The organism is Bradyrhizobium genosp. SA-4 str. CB756 (assembly GCF_000473125.1).
GTDB lineage: Bacteria > Pseudomonadota > Alphaproteobacteria > Rhizobiales > Xanthobacteraceae > Bradyrhizobium > Bradyrhizobium arachidis.
The window spans coordinates 9,531,211-9,550,740 of the sequence record NZ_KI421499.1 but is presented as its reverse complement, the minus strand read 5'-3'; the positions used below and the strand labels follow the sequence as shown (position 1 = coordinate 9,550,740).

Annotated in this window: 20 protein-coding genes; 8 read left to right on the top strand and 12 right to left on the bottom strand. The window is 65.8% G+C overall.

From position 1 onward, the window contains the following. The first annotated feature begins 116 nt into the window (after positions 1–116). Positions 117–764, top strand: coding sequence for a glutathione S-transferase family protein (locus BRAGE_RS0146275; RefSeq protein WP_027563825.1), 648 nt, complete (start codon positions 117–119; stop codon positions 762–764). A gap of 198 nt (positions 765–962) precedes the next feature. Here BRAGE_RS0146275 and BRAGE_RS56345 read toward each other — a convergent pair whose 3' ends face one another. The 3 genes from BRAGE_RS56345 to BRAGE_RS0146260 all read right to left on the bottom strand — a co-directional run bounded on the left by BRAGE_RS56345 (position 963) and on the right by BRAGE_RS0146260 (position 3,767). Further along, a complete protein-coding gene (locus BRAGE_RS56345) occupies positions 963–1,127 on the bottom strand; it encodes a hypothetical protein (RefSeq protein ID WP_167336556.1) in 165 nt (54 codons plus the stop codon). Positions 1,128–1,144: 17 nt separating this feature from the next. Further along, positions 1,145–2,680, bottom strand: a complete 1,536-nt coding sequence (locus BRAGE_RS0146265; RefSeq protein WP_027563824.1) for a hypothetical protein — start codon at positions 2,678–2,680, stop codon at positions 1,145–1,147. A gap of 94 nt (positions 2,681–2,774) precedes the next feature. Further along, positions 2,775–3,767, bottom strand: a complete 993-nt coding sequence (locus BRAGE_RS0146260) for a hypothetical protein (protein ID WP_027563823.1) — start codon at positions 3,765–3,767, stop codon at positions 2,775–2,777. A gap of 279 nt (positions 3,768–4,046) precedes the next feature. On the opposite strand from BRAGE_RS0146260, the gene BRAGE_RS0146255 reads away from it, so the two are divergent. Continuing rightward, positions 4,047–4,418 carry a Crp/Fnr family transcriptional regulator gene (locus BRAGE_RS0146255; RefSeq protein ID WP_027563822.1) on the top strand — a complete coding sequence of 124 codons (372 nt, stop codon included), beginning with the start codon at positions 4,047–4,049 and terminating at the stop codon, positions 4,416–4,418. Continuing rightward, a complete protein-coding gene (locus tag BRAGE_RS0146250; RefSeq protein WP_027563821.1) occupies positions 4,415–5,227 on the top strand; it encodes an MBL fold metallo-hydrolase in 813 nt (270 codons plus the stop codon). The genes BRAGE_RS0146255 and BRAGE_RS0146250 overlap by 4 nt, the downstream gene beginning before the upstream one ends. 131 nt (positions 5,228–5,358) lie before the next feature. On the opposite strand, the gene BRAGE_RS0146245 is transcribed toward BRAGE_RS0146250, so the two are convergent. The 3 genes from BRAGE_RS0146245 to BRAGE_RS0146235 form a co-directional block, all read right to left on the bottom strand. Next, the gene (locus tag BRAGE_RS0146245) at positions 5,359–5,856 is read right to left on the bottom strand and encodes a TPM domain-containing protein (protein WP_027563820.1); all 498 of its coding nucleotides are present in this window, start codon (positions 5,854–5,856) and stop codon (positions 5,359–5,361) included. 3 nt (positions 5,857–5,859) lie between these two features. Then, positions 5,860–6,747, bottom strand: coding sequence for a TPM domain-containing protein (locus BRAGE_RS0146240; RefSeq protein WP_027563819.1), 888 nt, complete (start codon positions 6,745–6,747; stop codon positions 5,860–5,862). Between the two features lie 165 nt (positions 6,748–6,912). Then, positions 6,913–7,515: a LemA family protein gene (locus BRAGE_RS0146235; protein WP_027563818.1), complete on the bottom strand. Its 603-nt coding sequence runs from the start codon at positions 7,513–7,515 to the stop codon at positions 6,913–6,915. A gap of 145 nt (positions 7,516–7,660) precedes the next feature. Between BRAGE_RS0146235 and BRAGE_RS0146230 the strand changes: the two genes are divergently transcribed. The 3 genes from BRAGE_RS0146230 to BRAGE_RS0146220 are packed head-to-tail and all read left to right on the top strand — an operon-like array spanning position 7,661 to position 10,868. Continuing rightward, positions 7,661–8,512 (top strand): enoyl-CoA hydratase, encoded by an 852-nt coding sequence (locus BRAGE_RS0146230; protein WP_027563817.1) that lies wholly within the window; start codon positions 7,661–7,663, stop codon positions 8,510–8,512. 4 nt (positions 8,513–8,516) lie between these two features. After that, positions 8,517–9,656 carry an acyl-CoA dehydrogenase family protein gene (locus tag BRAGE_RS0146225; protein ID WP_027563816.1) on the top strand — a complete coding sequence of 380 codons (1,140 nt, stop codon included), beginning with the start codon at positions 8,517–8,519 and terminating at the stop codon, positions 9,654–9,656. Positions 9,657–9,671: 15 nt separating this feature from the next. Then, positions 9,672–10,868 carry an acyl-CoA dehydrogenase family protein gene (locus BRAGE_RS0146220; RefSeq protein WP_027563815.1) on the top strand — a complete coding sequence of 399 codons (1,197 nt, stop codon included), beginning with the start codon at positions 9,672–9,674 and terminating at the stop codon, positions 10,866–10,868. Between the two features lie 202 nt (positions 10,869–11,070). On the opposite strand, the gene BRAGE_RS0146215 is transcribed toward BRAGE_RS0146220, so the two are convergent. From BRAGE_RS0146215 to BRAGE_RS0146205, 3 genes are all read right to left on the bottom strand, one after another. Next, a complete protein-coding gene (locus BRAGE_RS0146215) occupies positions 11,071–13,392 on the bottom strand; it encodes a xanthine dehydrogenase family protein molybdopterin-binding subunit (protein ID WP_027563814.1) in 2,322 nt (773 codons plus the stop codon). 208 nt (positions 13,393–13,600) lie between these two features. Beyond that, positions 13,601–14,476, bottom strand: coding sequence for a dihydrodipicolinate synthase family protein (locus BRAGE_RS0146210; protein ID WP_027563813.1), 876 nt, complete (start codon positions 14,474–14,476; stop codon positions 13,601–13,603). Positions 14,477–14,537: 61 nt separating this feature from the next. Next, complete coding sequence (locus BRAGE_RS0146205) at positions 14,538–15,503, bottom strand: VOC family protein (protein WP_027563812.1); 966 nt, start codon at positions 15,501–15,503, stop codon at positions 14,538–14,540. Between the two features lie 233 nt (positions 15,504–15,736). Between BRAGE_RS0146205 and BRAGE_RS0146200 the strand changes: the two genes are divergently transcribed. Continuing rightward, on the top strand, positions 15,737–16,603 hold the full coding sequence (locus tag BRAGE_RS0146200) for a S1C family serine protease (protein ID WP_027563811.1): 867 nt from the start codon (positions 15,737–15,739) through the stop codon (positions 16,601–16,603). After that, entirely contained in the window at positions 16,600–16,971 is a 372-nt protein-coding gene (locus BRAGE_RS0146195; protein WP_027563810.1) for a response regulator transcription factor, read from the top strand. The genes BRAGE_RS0146200 and BRAGE_RS0146195 overlap by 4 nt, the downstream gene beginning before the upstream one ends. On the opposite strand, the gene BRAGE_RS0146190 is transcribed toward BRAGE_RS0146195, so the two are convergent. The 3 genes from BRAGE_RS0146190 to BRAGE_RS0146180 form a co-directional block, all read right to left on the bottom strand. Next, positions 16,966–18,033: a sensor histidine kinase gene (locus tag BRAGE_RS0146190; RefSeq protein WP_027563809.1), complete on the bottom strand. Its 1,068-nt coding sequence runs from the start codon at positions 18,031–18,033 to the stop codon at positions 16,966–16,968. The two genes, BRAGE_RS0146195 and BRAGE_RS0146190, sit on opposite strands and share 6 nt — an antisense overlap. Then, entirely contained in the window at positions 18,020–18,712 is a 693-nt protein-coding gene (locus tag BRAGE_RS0146185; protein WP_027563808.1) for a response regulator transcription factor, read from the bottom strand. The genes BRAGE_RS0146190 and BRAGE_RS0146185 overlap by 14 nt, the downstream gene beginning before the upstream one ends. Before the next feature lie 100 nt (positions 18,713–18,812). Continuing rightward, positions 18,813–19,349: a hypothetical protein gene (locus BRAGE_RS0146180; protein WP_027563807.1), complete on the bottom strand. Its 537-nt coding sequence runs from the start codon at positions 19,347–19,349 to the stop codon at positions 18,813–18,815. Between the last annotated feature and the right edge of the window lie 181 nt (positions 19,350–19,530).

Sequence of the window (19,530 nt, the reverse complement as noted above, 5' to 3'; positions counted from 1 at the left end):
AAGCAATCCAGAGTCTTTCCGCGGATGCATTGCTGGATTGCTTCGCTGCGCTCGCAATGACGATGTGGAGCGATCTCGCTATATACTCACGACAACACCGCTCGTCGTGAGGTCCCATGCCCAACTACCGCCTGCACTACTTCCCGGAATCCGGCAACAGCTACAAGCTGGCGCTGATGCTGACGCTGTGTGGCGAGACGTTCGAGCCGGTGTGGACCGATTTCGGCGGCGGCGTCACGCGCACGGCGGAGTGGCGCAAGGCCATCAACGAGATGGGCGAGATTCCCGTGCTCGAGATCGACGGCGTGAAGATGACGCAGACCGCGCCGCTGCTGCTCATGCTCGCCGAACAATATGGCCGCTTCGGCGCCGAGACCGAGGACGAGAAGTTCGAGCTGCTGCGATGGCTGTTCTGGGACAACCACAAGCTCACCGGCTACATGGCGACCTATCGCTTCATGCGGGCCTTCACCGAGAAGAACGATCCGCAGGTGCTGAAGCATTTCCGCCGGCGGCTCGACGATTTTCTCGGCATTCTCGACGGCCATCTCCAGCACAACGCCTTCGCGATCGGCGCGAAGCCGACGGTCGCCGATATCTCCATGATGGCCTATCTGCACTATCCGAGCGACGAGCACGGCTTTGATTTCGCGGCGAGCCATCCCGCCATCCATGCCTGGCTCGGCCGCATGGCCGCCCTGCCCGGCTGGAAATCGGCGTATGAGCTGCTGCCGGGACGGCGGATGACGAATTACGCGAAGTGAGCTGGGCTCTTTCTTTCCCCTCTCCCCGTTCTTACGGGGAGAGGATCAGGGTGAGGGGCCTCTCTCCACACGTGAGATCGCCGAGGGACCCGTACCCCCTCACCCGGATCGCAAGAGCGATCCGACCTCTCCCCGCAAGCGGGGAGAGGTGGACCCGCAGCTCGCTCCGTGCGCTTCCAATCGACAGAGTTATCGCAGCTACCTCAGCGCCAGCCAGCCGAGCGTGAACAGGATGCCGCCGACGATCACCACCACCGCAACTGCCCAGGTGCTGACGCGGACGCTGCCGGTGACCTGCTTGGCTTCCTCATTGCGCGCGATCTCGCGATTGCGCTCCTTGTCGGCTTCGCTGGTATCAGTCATGGGTGATCCAAATCGGTTTAGCGCGTCTTGATGAAGCACATGCCGATGCGGCGCGAGGCCGCGGCAGCCTGACAGGTCAAACCTTTAGCACAGCTCCATGACGTAAAACTCTCATCCCGCGCTCCCGATCCCGCATTTTGCAGGGAACAATGCGCGCCCCAGCCGTCCTGATATTCGGTGCCGGCCAGCTCGCCGCTGCCGCGGGTCTGCGGCCGGCTGGCAAATCCGCGTGAGAAATCAGGACGTTTGCCGGCGGCGAACGCGGTCAGGATGTCGCGACGGCGGAGCTGGTCACCGACAAAATGCGGCGAGGCCGGCACAATGGTGGAATTGGACGGCTTGTCCGCGAGCCAGTCGACGCCCGGGAAATGGAAGCCGCCGATGCCTCGGGTCTGATGGCAGCCGGCGCAGGTGACGTCGTTGAGACGGCGCTGGAAGCCCGCGACCGAGCGGATGTTCTGCAGGTCCCCGCGCGCGGCCGCCTGCTTCAGCGCGCCGACCACGTCGTTGTTGGTGAAGACCGGATTGTCCTTGCCCTCACCTTCCATCATGCCGAATTCCGGCTGCAACGCGGAGGCATCGAGCCCGGCCGGTGTCGGCACCACCGCGACCTTGGCCAAAAACTTCTCGGGGATCAGCACCGTGCCGCGATCGAACTCGCGCAAATTCTCCGGCGCGAGCAGCCAGTCTTTAAAGTCGCGCCGCAGATCATCGTCTGCAAGGATGCGGTCGCGGTCGATCTGGTTCTCCAGCGTCGATTCCTCGAACGTCTTCGTCGCGGCATCGTACTTGAACACCTTGAGCAGATAGTCGGAGCGGAAATCGTGCAGTGCCGATTTCGGCGCGACGGAGACCTGGATGTTGGTCTCGATGCGGTCGAGCATCGCGTCGGAAGGATGAACGCCGCCGCCGATCAGCCCCTGCCAGTCGCCATTGTCGAGCCAGCGCAGCGCGACCTCGGCACAGGTCACCGGGTTGCCGCTCGCATCCGCCTGGCGCGGGTCCCTCGCCTTCAGCACCAGATTGAACGTCATCGGCAGACGCGTTGCGGTCTTGCCGCCGTCCGGCTTGTTGTCGAACCGCGCAAGACGATAGATCAGCCGGATCTCGCCGCAGGATTGTTCCGAGACATAGGCGCGGTCCATGCGGTTGACGATGCCGGCCAGCACGAAACGCGTGTCGGGCGACTTCAGATTGGCCCGGTCGAACAGCTGGACGTCAAAGCCTTCGCCGACGCCGATGGTCTCGCTCGGAAAGGCCGCCTTCTGCTGCGCGACGTAGCGCTCGAGCTCCGCGTCGATCGCGGGTGGAATTTGCTCGAGCTGCGACAGCTGCGAAAACATCTGCTCGGTCGTCAGCGGAAAGTTCGCGTTCCGCTCCGGCCAGAGCAGCCGCGAGATCGTCAGCACGTCGCTCTGGTCGAGCTTTTTCAGCAGATCAGGATCGGTGATCGCCGTGCCATGCGTCAGCGATGTAGTTCCCGCCGCGAAAAGCGGAACGGCGCCGCCGACCAATGCGGCAACAACAACCAGAATTCGCAATGCACGGCTCATGCCTGAGGTAACACCGCGCGGGGACGCCTATTCAAGCAAAAAGGCGCTTCACACGGTGGTGAAGCGCCTCTTTGAAAACAAGATATCGGCGTGCTCAGCGCGCGACGATCAGGCCCTTGCTGGTGACGACCACCCAGCGGCCGTCCTGGCGACGGATCGCATCGACCCGGCCCACGCCGGGAATGGGGTCGCCGGCATAGACCTCATAGAGGCCGTCGCGGCCCTCGATCAGTGCGCCGCCATTGGCGACGTCGCGCAGCCGCCAGCCTTCGAGCGTCGGCATGCGGCCGACCTCGGTCTTGGGCGCGGCGGGCGCGGGAGCCGGTCCGGCGGCGGCCGCAACCTGGGTCGGCGCGATCGAGCCGGTGGTTTCCTTGGCGGCCGCAGCCTGCGCGGGCGCGGCGGGCGGCGTCGCGCGGAGCTTGTCGACGGTCTCGGACAGCTTTGCGAGCTTGGCCATCGGCTCGGCCTGCGCCTTCTCCAGCTTGTCGAGCCGGTCATTGGCCCGGTTGAACTGGCTGAGGCCGGTCTTGGAGGTGTGCTCGACATTCGCCCTGAGGGCGACGAGATCGGCATCGATCCGGGCGACCGAGGATTCCAGCGCGCTGGTGTCGGCGACCTGCGCCGGCGCGGCGGCCGGGGGTGCGAAATGCATCATGCCGGCGGTCGCAAGCGCGCCGCTGATGGCGCCGACGCCGGCGGCGATCGCGACCACCGCGGCCATCGCCGACAGGCGACGCTTGTCGCCGGTCTCGCGCGGCGCTTCCGGCTTCACATGAGGGGCAAACTCCTCGCGCTCCCAGGAGCGGTCCGAGGGCGCCATCACGATCAGCTTGCCGGGCTTAGGCTCAGGCTTTGCCTCGGCTTTCGGCTCAACCTTGGCCTCGAACTTCGGCACCTCGATCCGGGGCGGTTCGATCCTGGGGGCATCCGCCTTCACCGGATCGGGCTTCGGCGGCGCCTCATGGTCGGGGGCAATCGAGGGGGCCTCGATGCTGGCGGCAGCCTCGACGGCCTGCGGCACGGTCGCGGCGGCTTCGACGACGTTCGTCTGTTCGCCGGTCTCCTGGGCAGCCTGCTCGGGCATTGGTTCGCTCACGGCTCAAATACTCCAGTCTGGATTGACCTTTTGGTAACTTTCATTGCTTGCGAAATCCTTACCTCCGGACCCGCTTACCGAAATTTTAGGAACTCATCCGGGGCCGAATTGGGTCGGGAAAATGGAACCGGCGTGGCGGCGTGCAACAAATCGTCAGCCGATGCTGCCCTGCGGCAGACGCTCGCCTTAGCCGAAGGGCTGCTTGCCCGTCATCGGCCTCTGGCTAACATGGGCGGTCCCGTCAGCCAGAAGGCGTTTGGGGGTGCCATGACGATCGAGAAATGCATCAACGCGTTTGGTGTCGATGACGTCATTTTCGAGGAAGGCTCGACCGGCCGCGAGCTGTTCGTCGTCCTCGACGGCGAGGTCGAGATCGCCAAGATGAACGGCGCCAGCAAGACCACCATCGTCAAGCTCGGCAAGGGCGAGTTCTTCGGCGAGATGGCCGTGATCGACGGCTCGGCACGCTCGGCGACCGCGATCGCGGCGGCGCCGAACACCAGGGTGATGCGGATCAATCACGCCCGCTTCGTCTATCTCGTCAGCCAGCAGCCGGCGTTCGCGCTGATGGTGATGGATGCGCTCTCAAAACGTCTGCGCGCCTCCAACGCGGTCACCTACCGGGCGGCGCAATCATGAGCGATCGCAAGCCGACCGCCTTCCCGGTCCTGATGAAGAACGACACCTGCTCGCTGATCCAGGCCGCCGACGACGTCTACCAGATCCGCTTCGCCAATCGCGCCGCCAATGCCTATCTGGTGCGCGGCTCGGCGCGTACCATTTTGATCGATGTCGGCCTGTCCTCGAACTATCCGTCGATGGTGGAGTGCCTGAACTTCGCCGGATGTCCGCCGGAGACAATCGATATGGTCGTGCTGAGCCACGAGCATCTCGACCATATCGGCGCCGCCTGGCACTTCAACGAGCGTCGCACCTTCATCGCTGCGCATCGGCTCGCCGCCAACAAGATCATGCTGCGCGACGACTTCTCGATGCTGCGCAAGATGTTCAACGAGCCGAACGTGCCGATCAATGTCGACATCTGGCTCGAGGAAGGCAATCTGATCGACCTCGGCAATTTCCGCCTCAACGTGATGCACACGCCGGGCCACACCTCGGCCTGCATCACGCTGTACGACCAGGACAAGGGCCTGTTGTTCGCCGCCGACACCTTGATGCCGGGCGGGGTGATGGGCGGCGTGTTCGGCTCCGGCAGCATCGCCGACTATATCCAGTCGCTGGAGCGGCTGAAGGGACTGGATTCGAAGATCCTGCTGTCGGGACACGGGCGGCTGTCGGATACGCCGCAGGACGATGTCCGCATCGCGATCGCGCGCTCGCATGGCCTCCTGGAAGACACCGCGCAATTGTTCGACGCGCTCGACGCGCGCTCGAACTTCGAGCCGATCATGCAGTCGGTGCGGGATCTGAACAAACTGGATGATTAGGTGGCGGGCGCTTCTGCCACCCCCGTCATTGCGAGCGTAGCGAAGCAATCCAGAATGTCTCTGCGGTGGCAGTCTGGATTGGTTCGTCGCACGGGCTCCTCGCAATGACGGGGTGTGGACTATCGTCCCCCTCACATCACCACGGGCGCATCCGGCAACTCGTTCGGATGCGGTCCGCCCGGTGGGAAGTGCCTGGCCAGCTCGCGCGACACCGCGGCGATGCCGCCGATCACGCCTGGCTCGAACCGGCCCGCGGCGAACTCCGCCTCCATCGCGCGACAAATCGTCTCCCAGCCCTCGGCACCCACCTTCGCGTCGATGCCGCGATCGGCGATGATCTCGACATCGCGGTCGGCGAGCAGCAGGTAGATCAGCACGCCGTTGTTATGCGCGGTGTCCCAGATCCGCAGATGCGAGAACACGTCGAGCGCACGCTCGCGGGCTGGCTGGTCGCGGAACAGCGGACGGCCGTCGAGCGCGCCTTCGACCACGAAGCGGACCTGGCCGGAATGGGTCGCCTCGCTGCTCCTGATCGCCTGCTCGATGCGATCGAGCACGGCTTGCGGAAAGACCTGCTTTGCCCGCCAATGATGCTGCACCAGGTGTCTGGCAATGCGCTTGATGCTCATGACCTACCAGCTCCCCGAGGCGCCGCCGCCGCCAAAGCTGCCGCCACCGCCGCTGAAGCTGCCGCTGTCGCTACTCGACGAGCCGCTGCTCCAGCCGCCTCCCGCGCTGCCGCTCGACCAGGAGCCGCCACGCGACGATCGCGTGCTTGGCGCCATCGCCGAGAACAGGTCGGCGATGAACCCGATGATGAAGCCGACGACACCGAGGGCCATGGCGAGTGCGAAAGAGCCGAGAATGAACCAGGCAAGCGCGGCGATGATGCCGCCGGTCACCAATGATCCGGCCAGCCGCCCCAGCATGGCGCGAAAGAACCCGCCCACCCCGATCGAGGCGAACAGCGTCACGATGAAGAGCGGTCCGAGGTCGTCGAGATTGCCGAAATTCACGCTTGGTGAGGGAACCGGCAGCGGCTCGCCGTCGATGACGCGGATCATGCGATCGACACCGTCCGAGATACCGCCGCCAAAATCGCCCGTTCTGAATTTCGGGGTGATGATCTCGTCGATGATGCGCCGCGAGGTGACGTCGGTGAGCGCGCCTTCGAGGCCGTAGCCGACCTCGATGCGCAAGTGCCGGTCGTTCTTGGCGACGATCAGGATCGCGCCATCGTCGACCTTCTTGCGGCCGATCTTCCAGGCGTCCGCGACGCGGATCGAGAATTGCTCGATCGTCTCCGGCTGCGTCGTCGGCACGATCAGGACGGCGATCTGGCTACCCTTGCGCGTCTCGAAATCGCGCAGCTTTTGCGTGAGCGTGGCGATGTCGCTGCCCGACAAGGACCCGGTCTGGTCGATCACACGGCCGGTGAGCTGGGGGACGGCGACGTCGGCCGCAGCAGCGAAGGCAAAGGTGAGAGCCAGCGCGACGGCGAGGGCAATCCGCGAGAGCATGCTCGAACAAGCCCGCCACACCCTCGCTGTCATCGCCCGGCTTGACCGGGCGATCCAGTATTCCAGAGACGCCGGCGAGATGCGGAGGGGCCGCGGCGGACTGGATTCCCCGCCTTCGCGGGGAATGACAGTGGTGAGTGGGGCGCGCATCTGTGCCGAACGCGGCTACTTCGACGGCGCCGGGTTGAAATCCACCTTCGGCGCGGTCGAGATCTCCTTCTCGTTCTCGACCGAGAAATTCGGCTTCTCCTTGTAGCCGAACGCCATCGCGGTGAAGTTGGTCGGGAACGAGCGGATGGTGACGTTATAATCCTGCACCGCCTTGATGTAGCGGTTGCGGGCGACCGTGATGCGGTTCTCGGTGCCCTCGAGCTGCGACATCAAATCCCTAAACAGCGCATCCGACTTGAGCTGCGGATAGTTCTCGGTGACGACCAGCAGCCGCGACAGCGCGCTGGAGAGCTCGCCCTGGGCGGCCTGGAATTTCTGGAAGGCGGCGGGATCGTTCAGCACCTCCGGCGTCGCCTGGATGCTGCCGACCTTGGCGCGCGCGTTGGTGACGCCGAGCAGCACGTCCTTCTCCTGCTGCGCAAAGCCCTTCACCGAGTTGACGAGGTTGGGCACGAGATCGGCGCGGCGCTGATACTGGTTCACGACCTCGGACCAGTTGCCCTTGATCTGCTCGTCCTCGGTCTGGATCGCGTTGTAGCCGCAGTTCGTCAGGCTCAGCGAGGCCAGCGCCGCCAGTACGGTGAGGATCTTGCGCATGGAATTTCTCCCGGTGGAATCTGGTGCAAACTACCAGATCGCGCGCGAAAAGCAGCCGATTTACGCAAGCCTCTTGCCTATCCCTGGCCGACATAGTCAACTCGACGAAACAATAAGACCAAATGGAAACGCCAGGGGGAACGCGATGTCTTCGTTCGAGACCATCCTCGTTGAGCGGCCGGAGCCGGCGATCACCCGGATCGTGATGAACCGGCCCGAGGCGCGCAATGCGCAGAATCTGCAAATGACCTACGACCTCAACGCCGCCTTCGACGAAGCGGTGCAGGACGATGCGGTCAAGGTCATCATCCTCGCCGGCAACGGGCCGCACTTCTCCTCAGGCCATGACCTCCGCCCCGGGGCTAAGAATGCCGCAGGCATCGATTTTCCGCCGGTAGGAAATTGGGGCGGCTTTGCCGAACCGAACGCACATGGCCGCTTCGCGCGCGAGCAGGAAATTTATCTCCAGATCACGCGGCGCTGGCGCAATCTGGCGAAACCGACCATTGCCGAGGTGCACGGCAAGTGCATCGCGGGCGGCCTGATGCTGGCCTGGGCTTGCGACCTCATCGTCGCCAGCGACGACGCGCAGTTCTGCGACCCCGTCGTCACCATGGGCGTCTGCGGCGTCGAATGGTTCGTGCATCCTTGGGAACTCGGCTCGCGCAAGGCCAAGGAGTTTCTGTTCACCGCCGACAGCTGGAGTGCGCAAGAGGCGCATCAACTCGGCATGGTCAATCAGGTCGTCCCGCGCGCCGAGCTGTCGTCGCGCGTGCTGGAGCTGGCGCGCCGGATCGCAGCAAAGCCGGCCTTTGCGCTCAAGTTGACCAAGGAGGCCGTGAACCGCTCGGTCGACGTGATGGGCCAGCCCGCCGCGATCGACCAGGCCTTCGCGCTGCATCAGCTCTGCCACGCCCACAATCTCCAGGAGTTCGGCATGATCGTCGATCCATCCGGACTGCATCCCTCCGTGCGCAAGCCGCCGGCCGCGGAGTAGCGACATGGACCTCAATCTCAGCGACGAGCAACGGCTGCTGCGCGAGAGCGCGGAGCGCTTTGTCGCCGAAAGCTACGATGCCGATCATCGCCGCAAGATGGCGAACGATCCGCTCGGATACAGCCCTGATGTCTGGAAACAGTTCGCCGAGCTCGGCTGGCTGGCGCTGCCGGTCCCTGAGGAGTTTGGCGGGCTCGGCGGCGGCGCGGTCGAGATCGGGATTCTGATGGAGGCGTTTGGCCGTGGGCTGGTGTCCGAGCCGTATATCGCGACGGTCGTGCTCGGAGCGGCGCTGATCGAGACGTGCGGCACCACCGCGCAGAAGCAGGAGCGGCTGCCGAAGGTCGCCGACGGATCGCTCAAGCTCGCCTTTGCGCATTCCGAGCGCGCAGCGCGGTTCGATCTCGCCAAGGTCGCGACCACCGCTCACAAGACAGCCGAGGGCTGGCGCCTTTCCGGCAGCAAGATCGCGGTGCTCGACGGCCACGCTGCCAACGAGATCATCGTCTCCGCGCATATCCATGATCATCGGGGACCGTCGGGACGCATCGGCCTGTTCCTGGTCCAGGCGAAAACGCCGAGCGTTGCCATGAGTGACTATCAACGTCTCGGCGGCGGACGGGCCTGCAACATCGAGCTGTCAGGCGTGGAGCTGCCGCAGGACGCTCTCCTCGGTGACGATAGCGACGTATTGCCGGTGATCGAATGGGCCGTCGACCGCGCCATGGCTGCGTTAGGTGCGGAGGCCGTCGGCATCATGCAGACGCTGCTCGACACCACGCTCGACTACACCAAGATCCGAAAGCAGTTCGGCCGGCCGCTCTCCGCCAACCAGGTGATCCGCCACCGCCTCGCCGACATGGCGATGCAGGTGGACGAGGCGCGCTCGATGGCGCTGCGGGCTGCGTTGAAGGTGGATGCTGCGCCGGTCGAGCGTGCTCGGGCGGCGTCAGGCGCGAAAGCGAAAATCGGCAAATGCGCACGCTTCGTCGGCGAGCAGTCGATCCAGCTTCACGGCGGCATGGGTGTCACCGAGGAGCTCGAGGTCGGAGCCTATTTCAAGCGGCTGGTCGCCTTCGACACACTGTTCGGCGGCAGCGCGCATCACTATGCCCGCCACGCCCAGCTTGGCCGCACCGCCTGACCCAAGGAGCGCATCATGGACCTCACGTTCAATGCCGAGGAGCGCGCCTTTCAAAGCGAGGTGCGCGGCTTCATCGCCAAAAACCTGACCGACGAGATGAAACGCGCGACCGCGCTGACACCGTCGGTGTTCTCCGATCCGCCGATCGGCATGGCCTGGCAACGGGCGCTGCACCGGCAGGGCTGGGGCGCGCCGGGCTGGCCGGTCGAATATGGCGGCCCCGACTGGACGCCGGCGCAGCGCTGGATCTTTGAAACCGAGTCCGCGCGCGCAGGCGTGCCGAATGTCAACGTGATGGGCGTGAAGATGGTCGGGCCCGTCATCATCGGCTTCGGCTCGCCCGAGCAGAAGAACTTTTATCTGCCGCGCATTCTCTCGGGCGAGGATTACTGGTGCCAGGGTTATTCCGAGCCCGGCTCCGGCTCCGACCTGTCGTCGCTGAAGACGCGCGCCGTGCGCGACGGTGACGACTACATCATCAACGGCACCAAGATCTGGACCACGCATGCGCATCACGCCAATCGCATGTTCGCGCTGGTACGCACCAGCGACGGGCCGCGGCAGCAGGACGGCATCAGCTTCATCCTGATCGACATGAAGACACCGGGCATCACGACGCGCCCCATTCTCACCATCGGCGGCGACCACGAGGTCAACCAGGTGTTCTTCGACGACGTCCGCGTGCCCGTCGCCAACCGCGTCGGCGAAGAAGGCAAGGGCTGGACCTACGGCAAGTACCTGCTCGAGTTCGAGCGCGGCTCGGGCATTGCGTCAGCGAAGCTCCGAGAGGGGCTGAAGGCGATCGCGGAGCTCGCCGAGTCTGATCTGACCGGGCGCGCGATCGACAGTCCCGATATCGCAACGCGCATCTCGGAGGTCGAGGTCGACATCGACGCGCTGGAGATGACCGAGCTGCGTGTGCTCTCGGCGCTGCAGACCGGGCAAAATCCCGGCGCGGTGTCGTCGATCCTGAAGCTGCGCAACAGCGAGATCCGCCAGGCCGTGACGCGCCTCGGCGTAGACGTGATCGGCCACGACGCCCTCGCCGTCGAGCCGATGCGTCCGCTGTACAAGCTCAATCACGAGCCCGCGACGCCCGAGGACATGCTGACGGTAGTGCCGGAATATCTCAACGGGAGAGCGTACACGATCTTCGGAGGCACGTCGGAGATTCAGCGCGATATCATTGCGAAGATGATGCTGGGGATTTGAGGCGAGCTGGCGCTGCACACCCCGCTGTCGTCCCGGACAAGCGAAGCGCAGATCCGGGACCCATAACCACAGGGAGAGGTTATGGCGCGAGCTGGTCACTACGAGTCTTCGCCAAACTCGACCCTGTGGTTATGGGTCCCGGGTTCGCGCTACGCGCGCCCCGGGACGACAGTTATGTTTGCGGCGACGGCGAAATCTTTACCTAGACAGCCCTCGCGTCCCTGATCGCCTGCCAGATCTTCTGCGGCGTCAGCGGCGTGTTCAGCTGGGCGATGCCGAGCTCGGCGAGCGCATCCATCACACCGTTGGTGACGCAAGGAGGGCCGCCGATGGCGCCGGATTCGCCGCAGCCCTTGGCGCCGAGCGGATTGGTGCGGCAGGGTGCGGAATCGTCCAGCGTCACCACGATCGGCGGCACGTCGTCGGCGCGCGGGATGCAATAGTCCTGGTAGCTCGCGGTGAGGAGTTGGCCGTCGGCGTCGTAGGAGACGCCTTCATACAGCGCCTGGCCGATGCCTTGCGCGACGCCGCCATGGATCTGGCCGGTGACCAGCATCGGGTTCACGGCGACGCCGACGTCGTCGACCGTGGTATAGCGCACGACCTTGGAGACGCCGGTCTCGGGGTCGATCTCGACCTCGCAGATATGCGTGCCGTTCGGCCAGCTCGGACCGTCGACCTCGCCCTCGGAATCGACGCTGAGCTTCGCGCCGCTCTCCTTCTCGGCGAGGTCGAACAGGCTGATGCGGCGGTCGGTGCCGACCACGGTGAGCATGCCGCCCTGATATTCGATGTCCTCGACCGACGTCTCCAGCACGTTCGCAGCCTTCTCGCGCGCCTTCTGGATCAGATCGCTGGAGGAAACCACGACCGCGGTGCCGCCGACGAACAGCGAGCGCGAGCCGACGCTGCCAAAACCCATGGCCAGATCCGTGTCGCCCTGAACGACGTCGATCTTGTCCATGGCGATGCCGAGCGTGTCGGAGATCATCTGGGTATAGGTGGTCTGCAGCCCCTGCCCCATCGCCATAGTGCCGGAATGCAGCACGACGCGTCCTTGCGAGGTCGCGTGCAGGCTGACCTTCTCGGTGTGGGCGCGGCCACCGGTCCATTCGATGTAGGAGGTGAGCCCGCGGCCGTAGAGCAGGCCCTTCTTCTTCGCGGCCTTCTTGCGCGCGGCGAAGCCGTCCCAGTCGGCGAGCTTCACTGCGCGGTCGAGCATGTGCGCGAAGGCGCCGGAATCGTAAACCTGGCCGGCCGCGTTGGTGTAGGGCAGCTGCGCCGGCTTGATGTAGTTGGCCTTGCGGATCGCACGCGGATCCATGCCGATCTTGCGGGCAGCAGCGTCGAAGAGACGCTCGACGATGAACACCGCCTCGGGCCGGCCCGCGCCGCGATAGGCGCCGACTGGTGCGGTATGGGTCATCACAGACTGCACCTCGAAATGCACCAGCGGCAGGTCGTAAACACCGGTCTGCACGAACGGCCCGAGCACCAGCGGGATGATGTTGGCCGCGCCCGAGGAATAGGCGCCTGTGCAGCCGATCGACTTGACGCGATAAGCCAGCACCTTGCCCTTCTCGTCGAGCGCAAAGGACGCCGTCGAGGTGAGATCGCGGCCATGGGTGCCGCCAACGAACTCGTCGGTGCGGTCGCCGCGCCAGCGGATCTTCTTGCTCAGCTTGGTCGCGGCATAGGCGACGATGCCGTCCTCGGGATAGAGGTTGGTCTTCTGGCCAAAGCCGCCGCCGATGTCGCCGACCAGCACGCGCACGCTGTCCTTGGGACGCTTGAGCACGGCTTCCGCCAGCACGTCGCGGGTCGAGGCCGGGGTCTGCGACTGCACGTGCAGGAGCAGACGGCCGGACTTCTTGTCGATCTCGGCAATGGTCGAGCGCGGCTCCATCGCGGAGGGCACGAGGCGCTGGCTGACGAGGTCGAGCTCGACGGTGTGCGCGGCCCTGGCGAAGGCTTCGTCCACCTTCGCGGCATCGCCGTAAGCCATCGCGCCGACGATGTTGTCGGGCGCATCTGGCCACACCACGGGCGCGCCGGGCTTCACCGCCTCGACCGGATCGACCACCGCGGGCTGCACGTCGTAATCGACCACGATCGCTTCGGCCGCACTCTGCGCCTCGGCACGAGAGGAAGCCACCACTGCCGCCACGGCCTCACCGGCATAGCGCACGATCTCATGGGCCAGCAGGCGGCGCGGCGGCACCGTCATCGGCTTGCCGTCGGGGCGCTTGAAGATGCTCAAGGTCGGGATGGCGCCGACGTCGTCCTTGACGAGGTCCGCACCGGTGTAGACCGCGGTGACGCCGGGCATCGCCGCCGCCGCGCTGGTGTCGATCGAGACGATCTTCGCATGCGCATGCGGCGAGCGCAGCACATGCAACCACAGCGCGCCATCTTCCGGCTTGTCGTCGATGAATTGCCCCTTCCCGGTGAGCAGCCGCTGGTCTTCCAAACGCTTGACGGGCTGCCCCGCTCCGAAACGCAAATTGCCGGGAAGAATGTTCATTCCGTGGGGTCCTCAGGGTCTTTTCGAAACTGCGGGCAGCCTTTTAGCGGATCGACCGGAGGCATGCCAGCCGCGCTTTTGGGCGGCGGGACCATGGATTCGTCATGCCCGGGCTTGTCTTAGAGACCGTCATTCCGGGGCGATGCGCAGCATCGAACCCGGAATCTCGAGATTCCGGGCTCGCCCTGCGGGCGCCCCGGAATGACGGCTAACTCAGCTCCCTCAACGCCGCTTCCACGACCTTGCGCGCCTCGGCGGTCAGCGGGGCCTGCGGCGGGACGGGATCGCCGACATCGTAGCCCTGGATCGCGAGGCCGGCCTTGATGCAGGCGGCGAGGTTGAAGCGGGCGAAGGCTTCGTTGATGCGCCACAGCCTGCGCTGGAGCGCCATGGCCTCGTCCCAACGGCCGGCCCTGCAGAGGTCGTAGAGCGCAACGCTCTGGCGCGGGATGATGCAGGCCGGGCCCGCCATCCAGCCGAGCCCGCCGATCAGCATCACCGCAGCCGGGATATGGGCGGAGGCCGAGAACACGCGCAAGCCATCGCCGCAGCGGTTCATGATGGAGAGCAGCCGGCCGGTGTTGGTCGAGGCGTCCTTGATGTAGCCGATGCGCGGATGCTCGGCGAGGCGCGCGATGACGTCGAGCGTCAGATCGGAACGCTGGAATTGCGGATTGGTGTAGATGACGACGGGAACGTCCACGGCGTCCGCAATGGCGCGGAAATAGGATTCGACCTGGGCATCGGCAAGCGGGAAGTACGCCTCCAGGATCGCCAGGATGCCGTTCGCACCACACTTCTGGTACGCCTTCGCCTGCGCTACCGCATCCGCCGTCGAGGTGGAGGCGACGCCGGCCAAGACCGGCACGCGGCCCTTGGCGGCCTCGATCGTGGTCTGCACGACCGCCATTCGCTGCGCGGAATTGAGATAGGCGAACTCGCCGGTGGACCCCAGCGGCGTCAGCCCGTGCACGCCGGCGCTGATCAGATCGTCGCAGAGCTTTGTCAGCACCTGCATGCGCACCGCGCCATCGGCATCGACGGGCGAGACGAGATAGGGGAAGACGCCGTGGAAGTCGGTCATGTCAGATGGCCCCGGAAAGCTGGCTACGCCTGACCGGTCTTACCAACGCCCGTCCCGGCGATCAAACCTTGATCAGCCGCACCCGCGTGCCCCAGGGATCGATCGCCTCCACGCCGTCAGCAAGCGCGGTGACCTTCGCACCGCCCTTGCGCAGGCGCTCCTCCTGCGCGGCGAGCAGCTCCTGCTTCGCCATCACCAGCGAGAACCAGGCGAGGCCCGTAGCGGTGTCGTCGCGCTGGCCGGCGCCCTGGCTCTGCCAGACGTTCATCGCGAGGTGATGGTGATAGCGGCCTGACGACAGGAACGCAGCTCCGTTGCGGCTGCGGGTCGGGTCGAGGCCGATCGTGCCGTGGTAGAAACTCTGCGCCTGCGCGAGATCGCCGACCCGCAGATGCATGTGGCCGATGCGCAGTCCGTCCGGCGCCTTGGCATAATCAGGCACGCGCGTGTTGGTGAGCGACAACAGGTCGGGGATGTTGAGCTCGTCGGTCGCCATCTTCACGCTGCCCTCGCTCCACTGCCATTGCGAGGGATCGCGGTCGGCATAGACCTCGATGCCGTTGCCTTCGGGGTCGTCGAGATAGACGGACTCGCTGACGAGATGATCGGCGAAGCCTGACAGCTTCACGCGGTGTGAGGCCGCGTGTACCAGCCAGCGCGCGAGGTCCTTGCGCGTCGGCATCAGGAAGGCGGTATGATAGAGGCCGGCGGCGCTGCGCGATTCAATCGCGGCCTCGGGACGGGCCTCCAGCACCAGCAGCGTGATGCCGGCCGTGCCGAGCTTTGCACCCGTCGCGGAGCGCTCCATCACGGTGAGCCCGATCACGTCGCGATAGTAGTCGGCGACCGTGTCGAGGTTCTTCACCCGCAGCGTCACCATGCCGACCCGCATCGGCGTGCGGCTGGCATAGGTCGGTCCGCCGCCTTGCGGCGTGCCTTCGGCACGCGCAGCCGCCGCGGCGGCCATCGCGAGCGAACTGGCGCCGGCGAGTTGAAGCAGGGTGCGGCGGGTGAGATCGATGGTCATCAGTCAGGGCTCGCGGAAAAGGCTTGAGGCCGGGCGGTGCAATTTGGCGATTGCTACACGTTCCCGTGAGCGCCTCCCAATCACATATTCGTCGGCCGTGGTCCTACGGAAGCCAGGTCCTGACGCGAAGTCCTGACGCGAAGTCCTGGCCACCCGGCCAGTTTCGCAAATGCCGGCGACATCCCAGATTGAGGACAGCTTACAGGAGCCTTGATTCCTTGCAGGAGCCTTGCATGACCGACCCAACTCCTCTGTCTTCACTCTCGTCCGCGCTTGCGGACGTCGTGGCGCGCACCGCGCCGTCCATCGTCTCCGTGCATTCGCATCGCTCGCGCTCGACCGGATTCGTCTGGAAGCCCGGCCTGATCGTCACCGCCGACGAGGCCCTGGCCGACGAGGGCGAGGTCCAGATCGGCCTGTCCGACGGCAGCACCGCCGTCGCCACGATCGCGGGCCGTGACCACACCACCGATATCGCGTTGCTGCGCGCTGACACCAATATCGCGCCGGTGAAACTGGCCGCAACGGTGCCCGCCCTCGGCTCGCTCTCGGTCGTCGTCGCCACCGATCGCGACGCCCCGAGCGCGGCGCTCGGAATGGTATCGGCCTCGGGCAAAGGCTGGCGCTCCCTGCGCGGCGGCGACATCGATGCGCGGATCGAGCTCGACGTGCGCTTGCGCGATAGCCATGAGGGCGGGCTCGCGCTCGATGCATCGGGCGAGGCCTTCGGCATGGCCGTGCTCGGGCCGCGGCGCGTGCTCGTCATTCCCACAGCGACGATCGAGCGCGTCGCGGCGCAGCTCGAGACGCGCGGCCGCATCGCCCGCGGCTATCTCGGCCTCGGGCTCCAGCCGGTGCGGCTCGACGATGGCGTCGGCGCGATGGTGATGAATGTCGACAAGGCCGGGCCGGCCGCCGCGGCCGGCATCCGCCAGGGCGACGTGATCGTCGCGGTCAACGACCAGAAGCTGTCAGGCGTCCGCGCGCTGTCCCGGACATTGGGGCCTGCGAGCGTCGGCACGGTGGTCGACGTCGCGGTGCGCCGCGGCGGCGAGCCGGCCAGCTTCAAGGTCACGATCGGCGAGAGGCCGGAGACGTGAGCGCGGACACGACGCCGGAGATCGTTCTGTCCCTCGAGATCGACGATCCCGTCCTTGCCAATCGCCTCGCAACGCTGCTCGGCAGCGTCGCGGGGCTTCGTCTTGCCGGGCCAGGTGAGCAGGCTGCGGTGACGGTCATCGCGCGCGATCCACGCCGCATGCCCGAGGATATCGCGCTGACGCAGCGCGAGCTCGACGTGCTGGCGCTGATGGCGGAAGGCGCGTCCAACAAGATGATCGCGCGCCAGCTCAACATCTCCGTGCACACGGTGAAATTCCATGTCGGCTCGCTGCTGGACAAGCTCGATGCCACCGGCCGCACCGATGCAGTCGCACATGCGGCACGCCGCGGCGTGATCGAGCTATGACGTGGGGAAGCTGAGCCGGACCGTAAGGCCCGGCGCATTGTCGTGTAGGGTTATCTCGGCGCCGTGGAGGCGCGCGACCGCAGCGACCAGGCTGAGGCCCAGCCCGTTGCCCGGCGTGTAGCGGCTCTGCTCGAGCCGGGTGAAGCGCTTGAAGACGTGATCGCGCTGCGCAGCGGCAATGCCGGGACCATCATCCGCGATCGCGATGTCCGCCCCGCCACCGGCGCTGCGGCAGGTCACGGTGACCTGCCCGCCTGCGCGGCCGTGCTTGATCGCATTGTCGACGAGATTGGCGATGGCGTCGAACAGCAGGTCGCGGTCGCCCGTCACGGAGACCTCACGGTCGCCACTGATGCTGAGACGGGTCGCGACCTCTTCGGCGGCGGCGTCGTAGAGTTCGACCACCTCGCCGGCAACCTCGACGAGATTGAGCCTGCGGAAGGCGCCCTTGCGGGCGCGGGTCTCGATCTCCGAGATCCGGGTGATGGAGGCGAACATGCCGAGCACGGCATCGAGATCGGCGATGGTGTCGCCGATCAACGCGGCATCGGCCTCGCTGTCGCGCGGGGTGTGGTAGGCCTTTTCCAGCCGGCCGCGCATGCGCGTCAGCGGCGTCCGCAGATCATGGGCGACGTTGTCGCTAACCTGCTTGACCTCGCCCATCAGCGTCTCGATGCGGTCGAGCATCAGGTTGAGGTTTTCCGCGACGCGATCCCATTCGTCGTGGCTGCCACGCAAGGGAATGCGCCGGTCGAGACCGGAGAGCATGATGGCGCGGCTGGTGGCATTGATCTCCTCGATCCGGCCGACCGTGCGCCGCGTCACCAGGACTGCCGCAAGGCCAGCCAGCATGGCCAGCAGCATGGCGACCGCGAACATCGCGAGCCCGATCATCGCGGTGAAATCACCGTGATCGCCGGCATCGCCGACCCGGCTACGCACATAGGCAAGCGTGCCGAAATAGACATAGGCCATGATCGCCGCGACGATCAGCCCGAACACCGCGATCGCGATCAGCGCCAGGCGAAAGGTCGAGGAGCGGAGCGTCTTAGCCAGGAGCACGGAGGCAATATCCGATGCCGCGGATGGTGTGGATCAGCGGATAGGCCTGGGCATCGTCGACCTTCCGGCGAACGCGGCCGACATAGACGTCGATGATGTTGGTGGAGGGATCGAAATGCAGGTCCCAGACGTGCTGGAGCAGCATCGCGCGCGAGACGACGCGGCCCTCGTTGCGGACGAGATATTCGAGCAGCTGGAATTCGCGCGGCAGCAGCGGAATCTTGCGGCCGCGGCGGCTGGCATTGCGCGCGATCAGGTCGACGGCGAGATCGCCGACGCGCAAGATGGTTTCCTTGGCGATGGTCTCGCTGCGACGGCCCAATGCTTCAAGGCGGGCGAGAAGCTCGACGAAGGAGAACGGCTTGACGAGATAATCGTCGCCGCCAGCACGCAAGCCCCGGACACGGTCGTCGACCTCGCCGAGCGCCGAGATGATCAGGAACGGCGCGGCGATGCCGTCGTCGCGCAACTGGCGCATCACGGTGATGCCGTCGATATCGGGCAGCATGCGGTCGATCGTGATCACGGCATAGTCGCGCGCCGCGCCGTGGCTGAGCGCCTCGCGTCCGGTTGCGGCGAGATCGACCTCATAGCCCGAGGTGGTCAATTCCTCGACGAGCTGGCCTGCGGTTTCCGGATCGTCCTCGACGACCAGGATGCGGCGGTGACCTCCGGTCATGCGAAACTCCGCGCGACGATCGCCACCAGACTATCCCGTTCCGGGGCTGAGCGGAACCGCCCGGTGGCGATCGCGACAATGGTGCGGTACGGCGATGCGACTACCAATAGTCTCCGCACACATTGACCCATTGCCAGCCGTAGGGCGTCAAGCTCCTGCGCCAGCAGCCGTCGTCGTAATAATTGTAATAGTCGGCGTAGAAGGGCCCGCCGATGAAAGCGAAACGACGGAAGTGATGATTCCGGAAGAAGGCGTGGCGGCCGATGAAGGTCCTGCCGTGCCAGCCGGCGCCGGCAAAGCGCGGTCCGATCGCCGCATGCGCGAAGCGTGGTCCGCCGAAGCCAGGTCGAGCAAAGCCTGGCCCGCCGACACGGGCAAAGCTGGCGCCGCCCATCCCGCCGACACGCATGCCGCCGAAACCTCCGCCATGCATGCCGCCGCCGAAGCCACCCGCATGCATTCCGCCGCCGCCGAAATGCCCGCCGCCGCCAAAGCCGCCATGGCCACCGCCACCAAAGCCGCCCCCGCCGTGTCCGCCACCACCACCACCGCCGCCACGCGCGAGCACTGGTGAAGCAACCGCCATCATCGCTGCGAGCGTCGCCGCGGTGAGGCCTTTGAGAAGCCTGTTGTTCATCGAAGCATCCTCCTTGCACTGCGGCGGTCACCGCGCCGCACGAGGATGATCAGATGAGAGGAAGGGACGGGCAGCTTCAACTTACAAACGCGCCAGATTCTGACGCGGGTGTTAGGGAGGGGGAGCCCAGCTCTATCGCTCCCTCTCCCCGCCCTTACGGGGAGAGGGTGGGGTGAGGGGC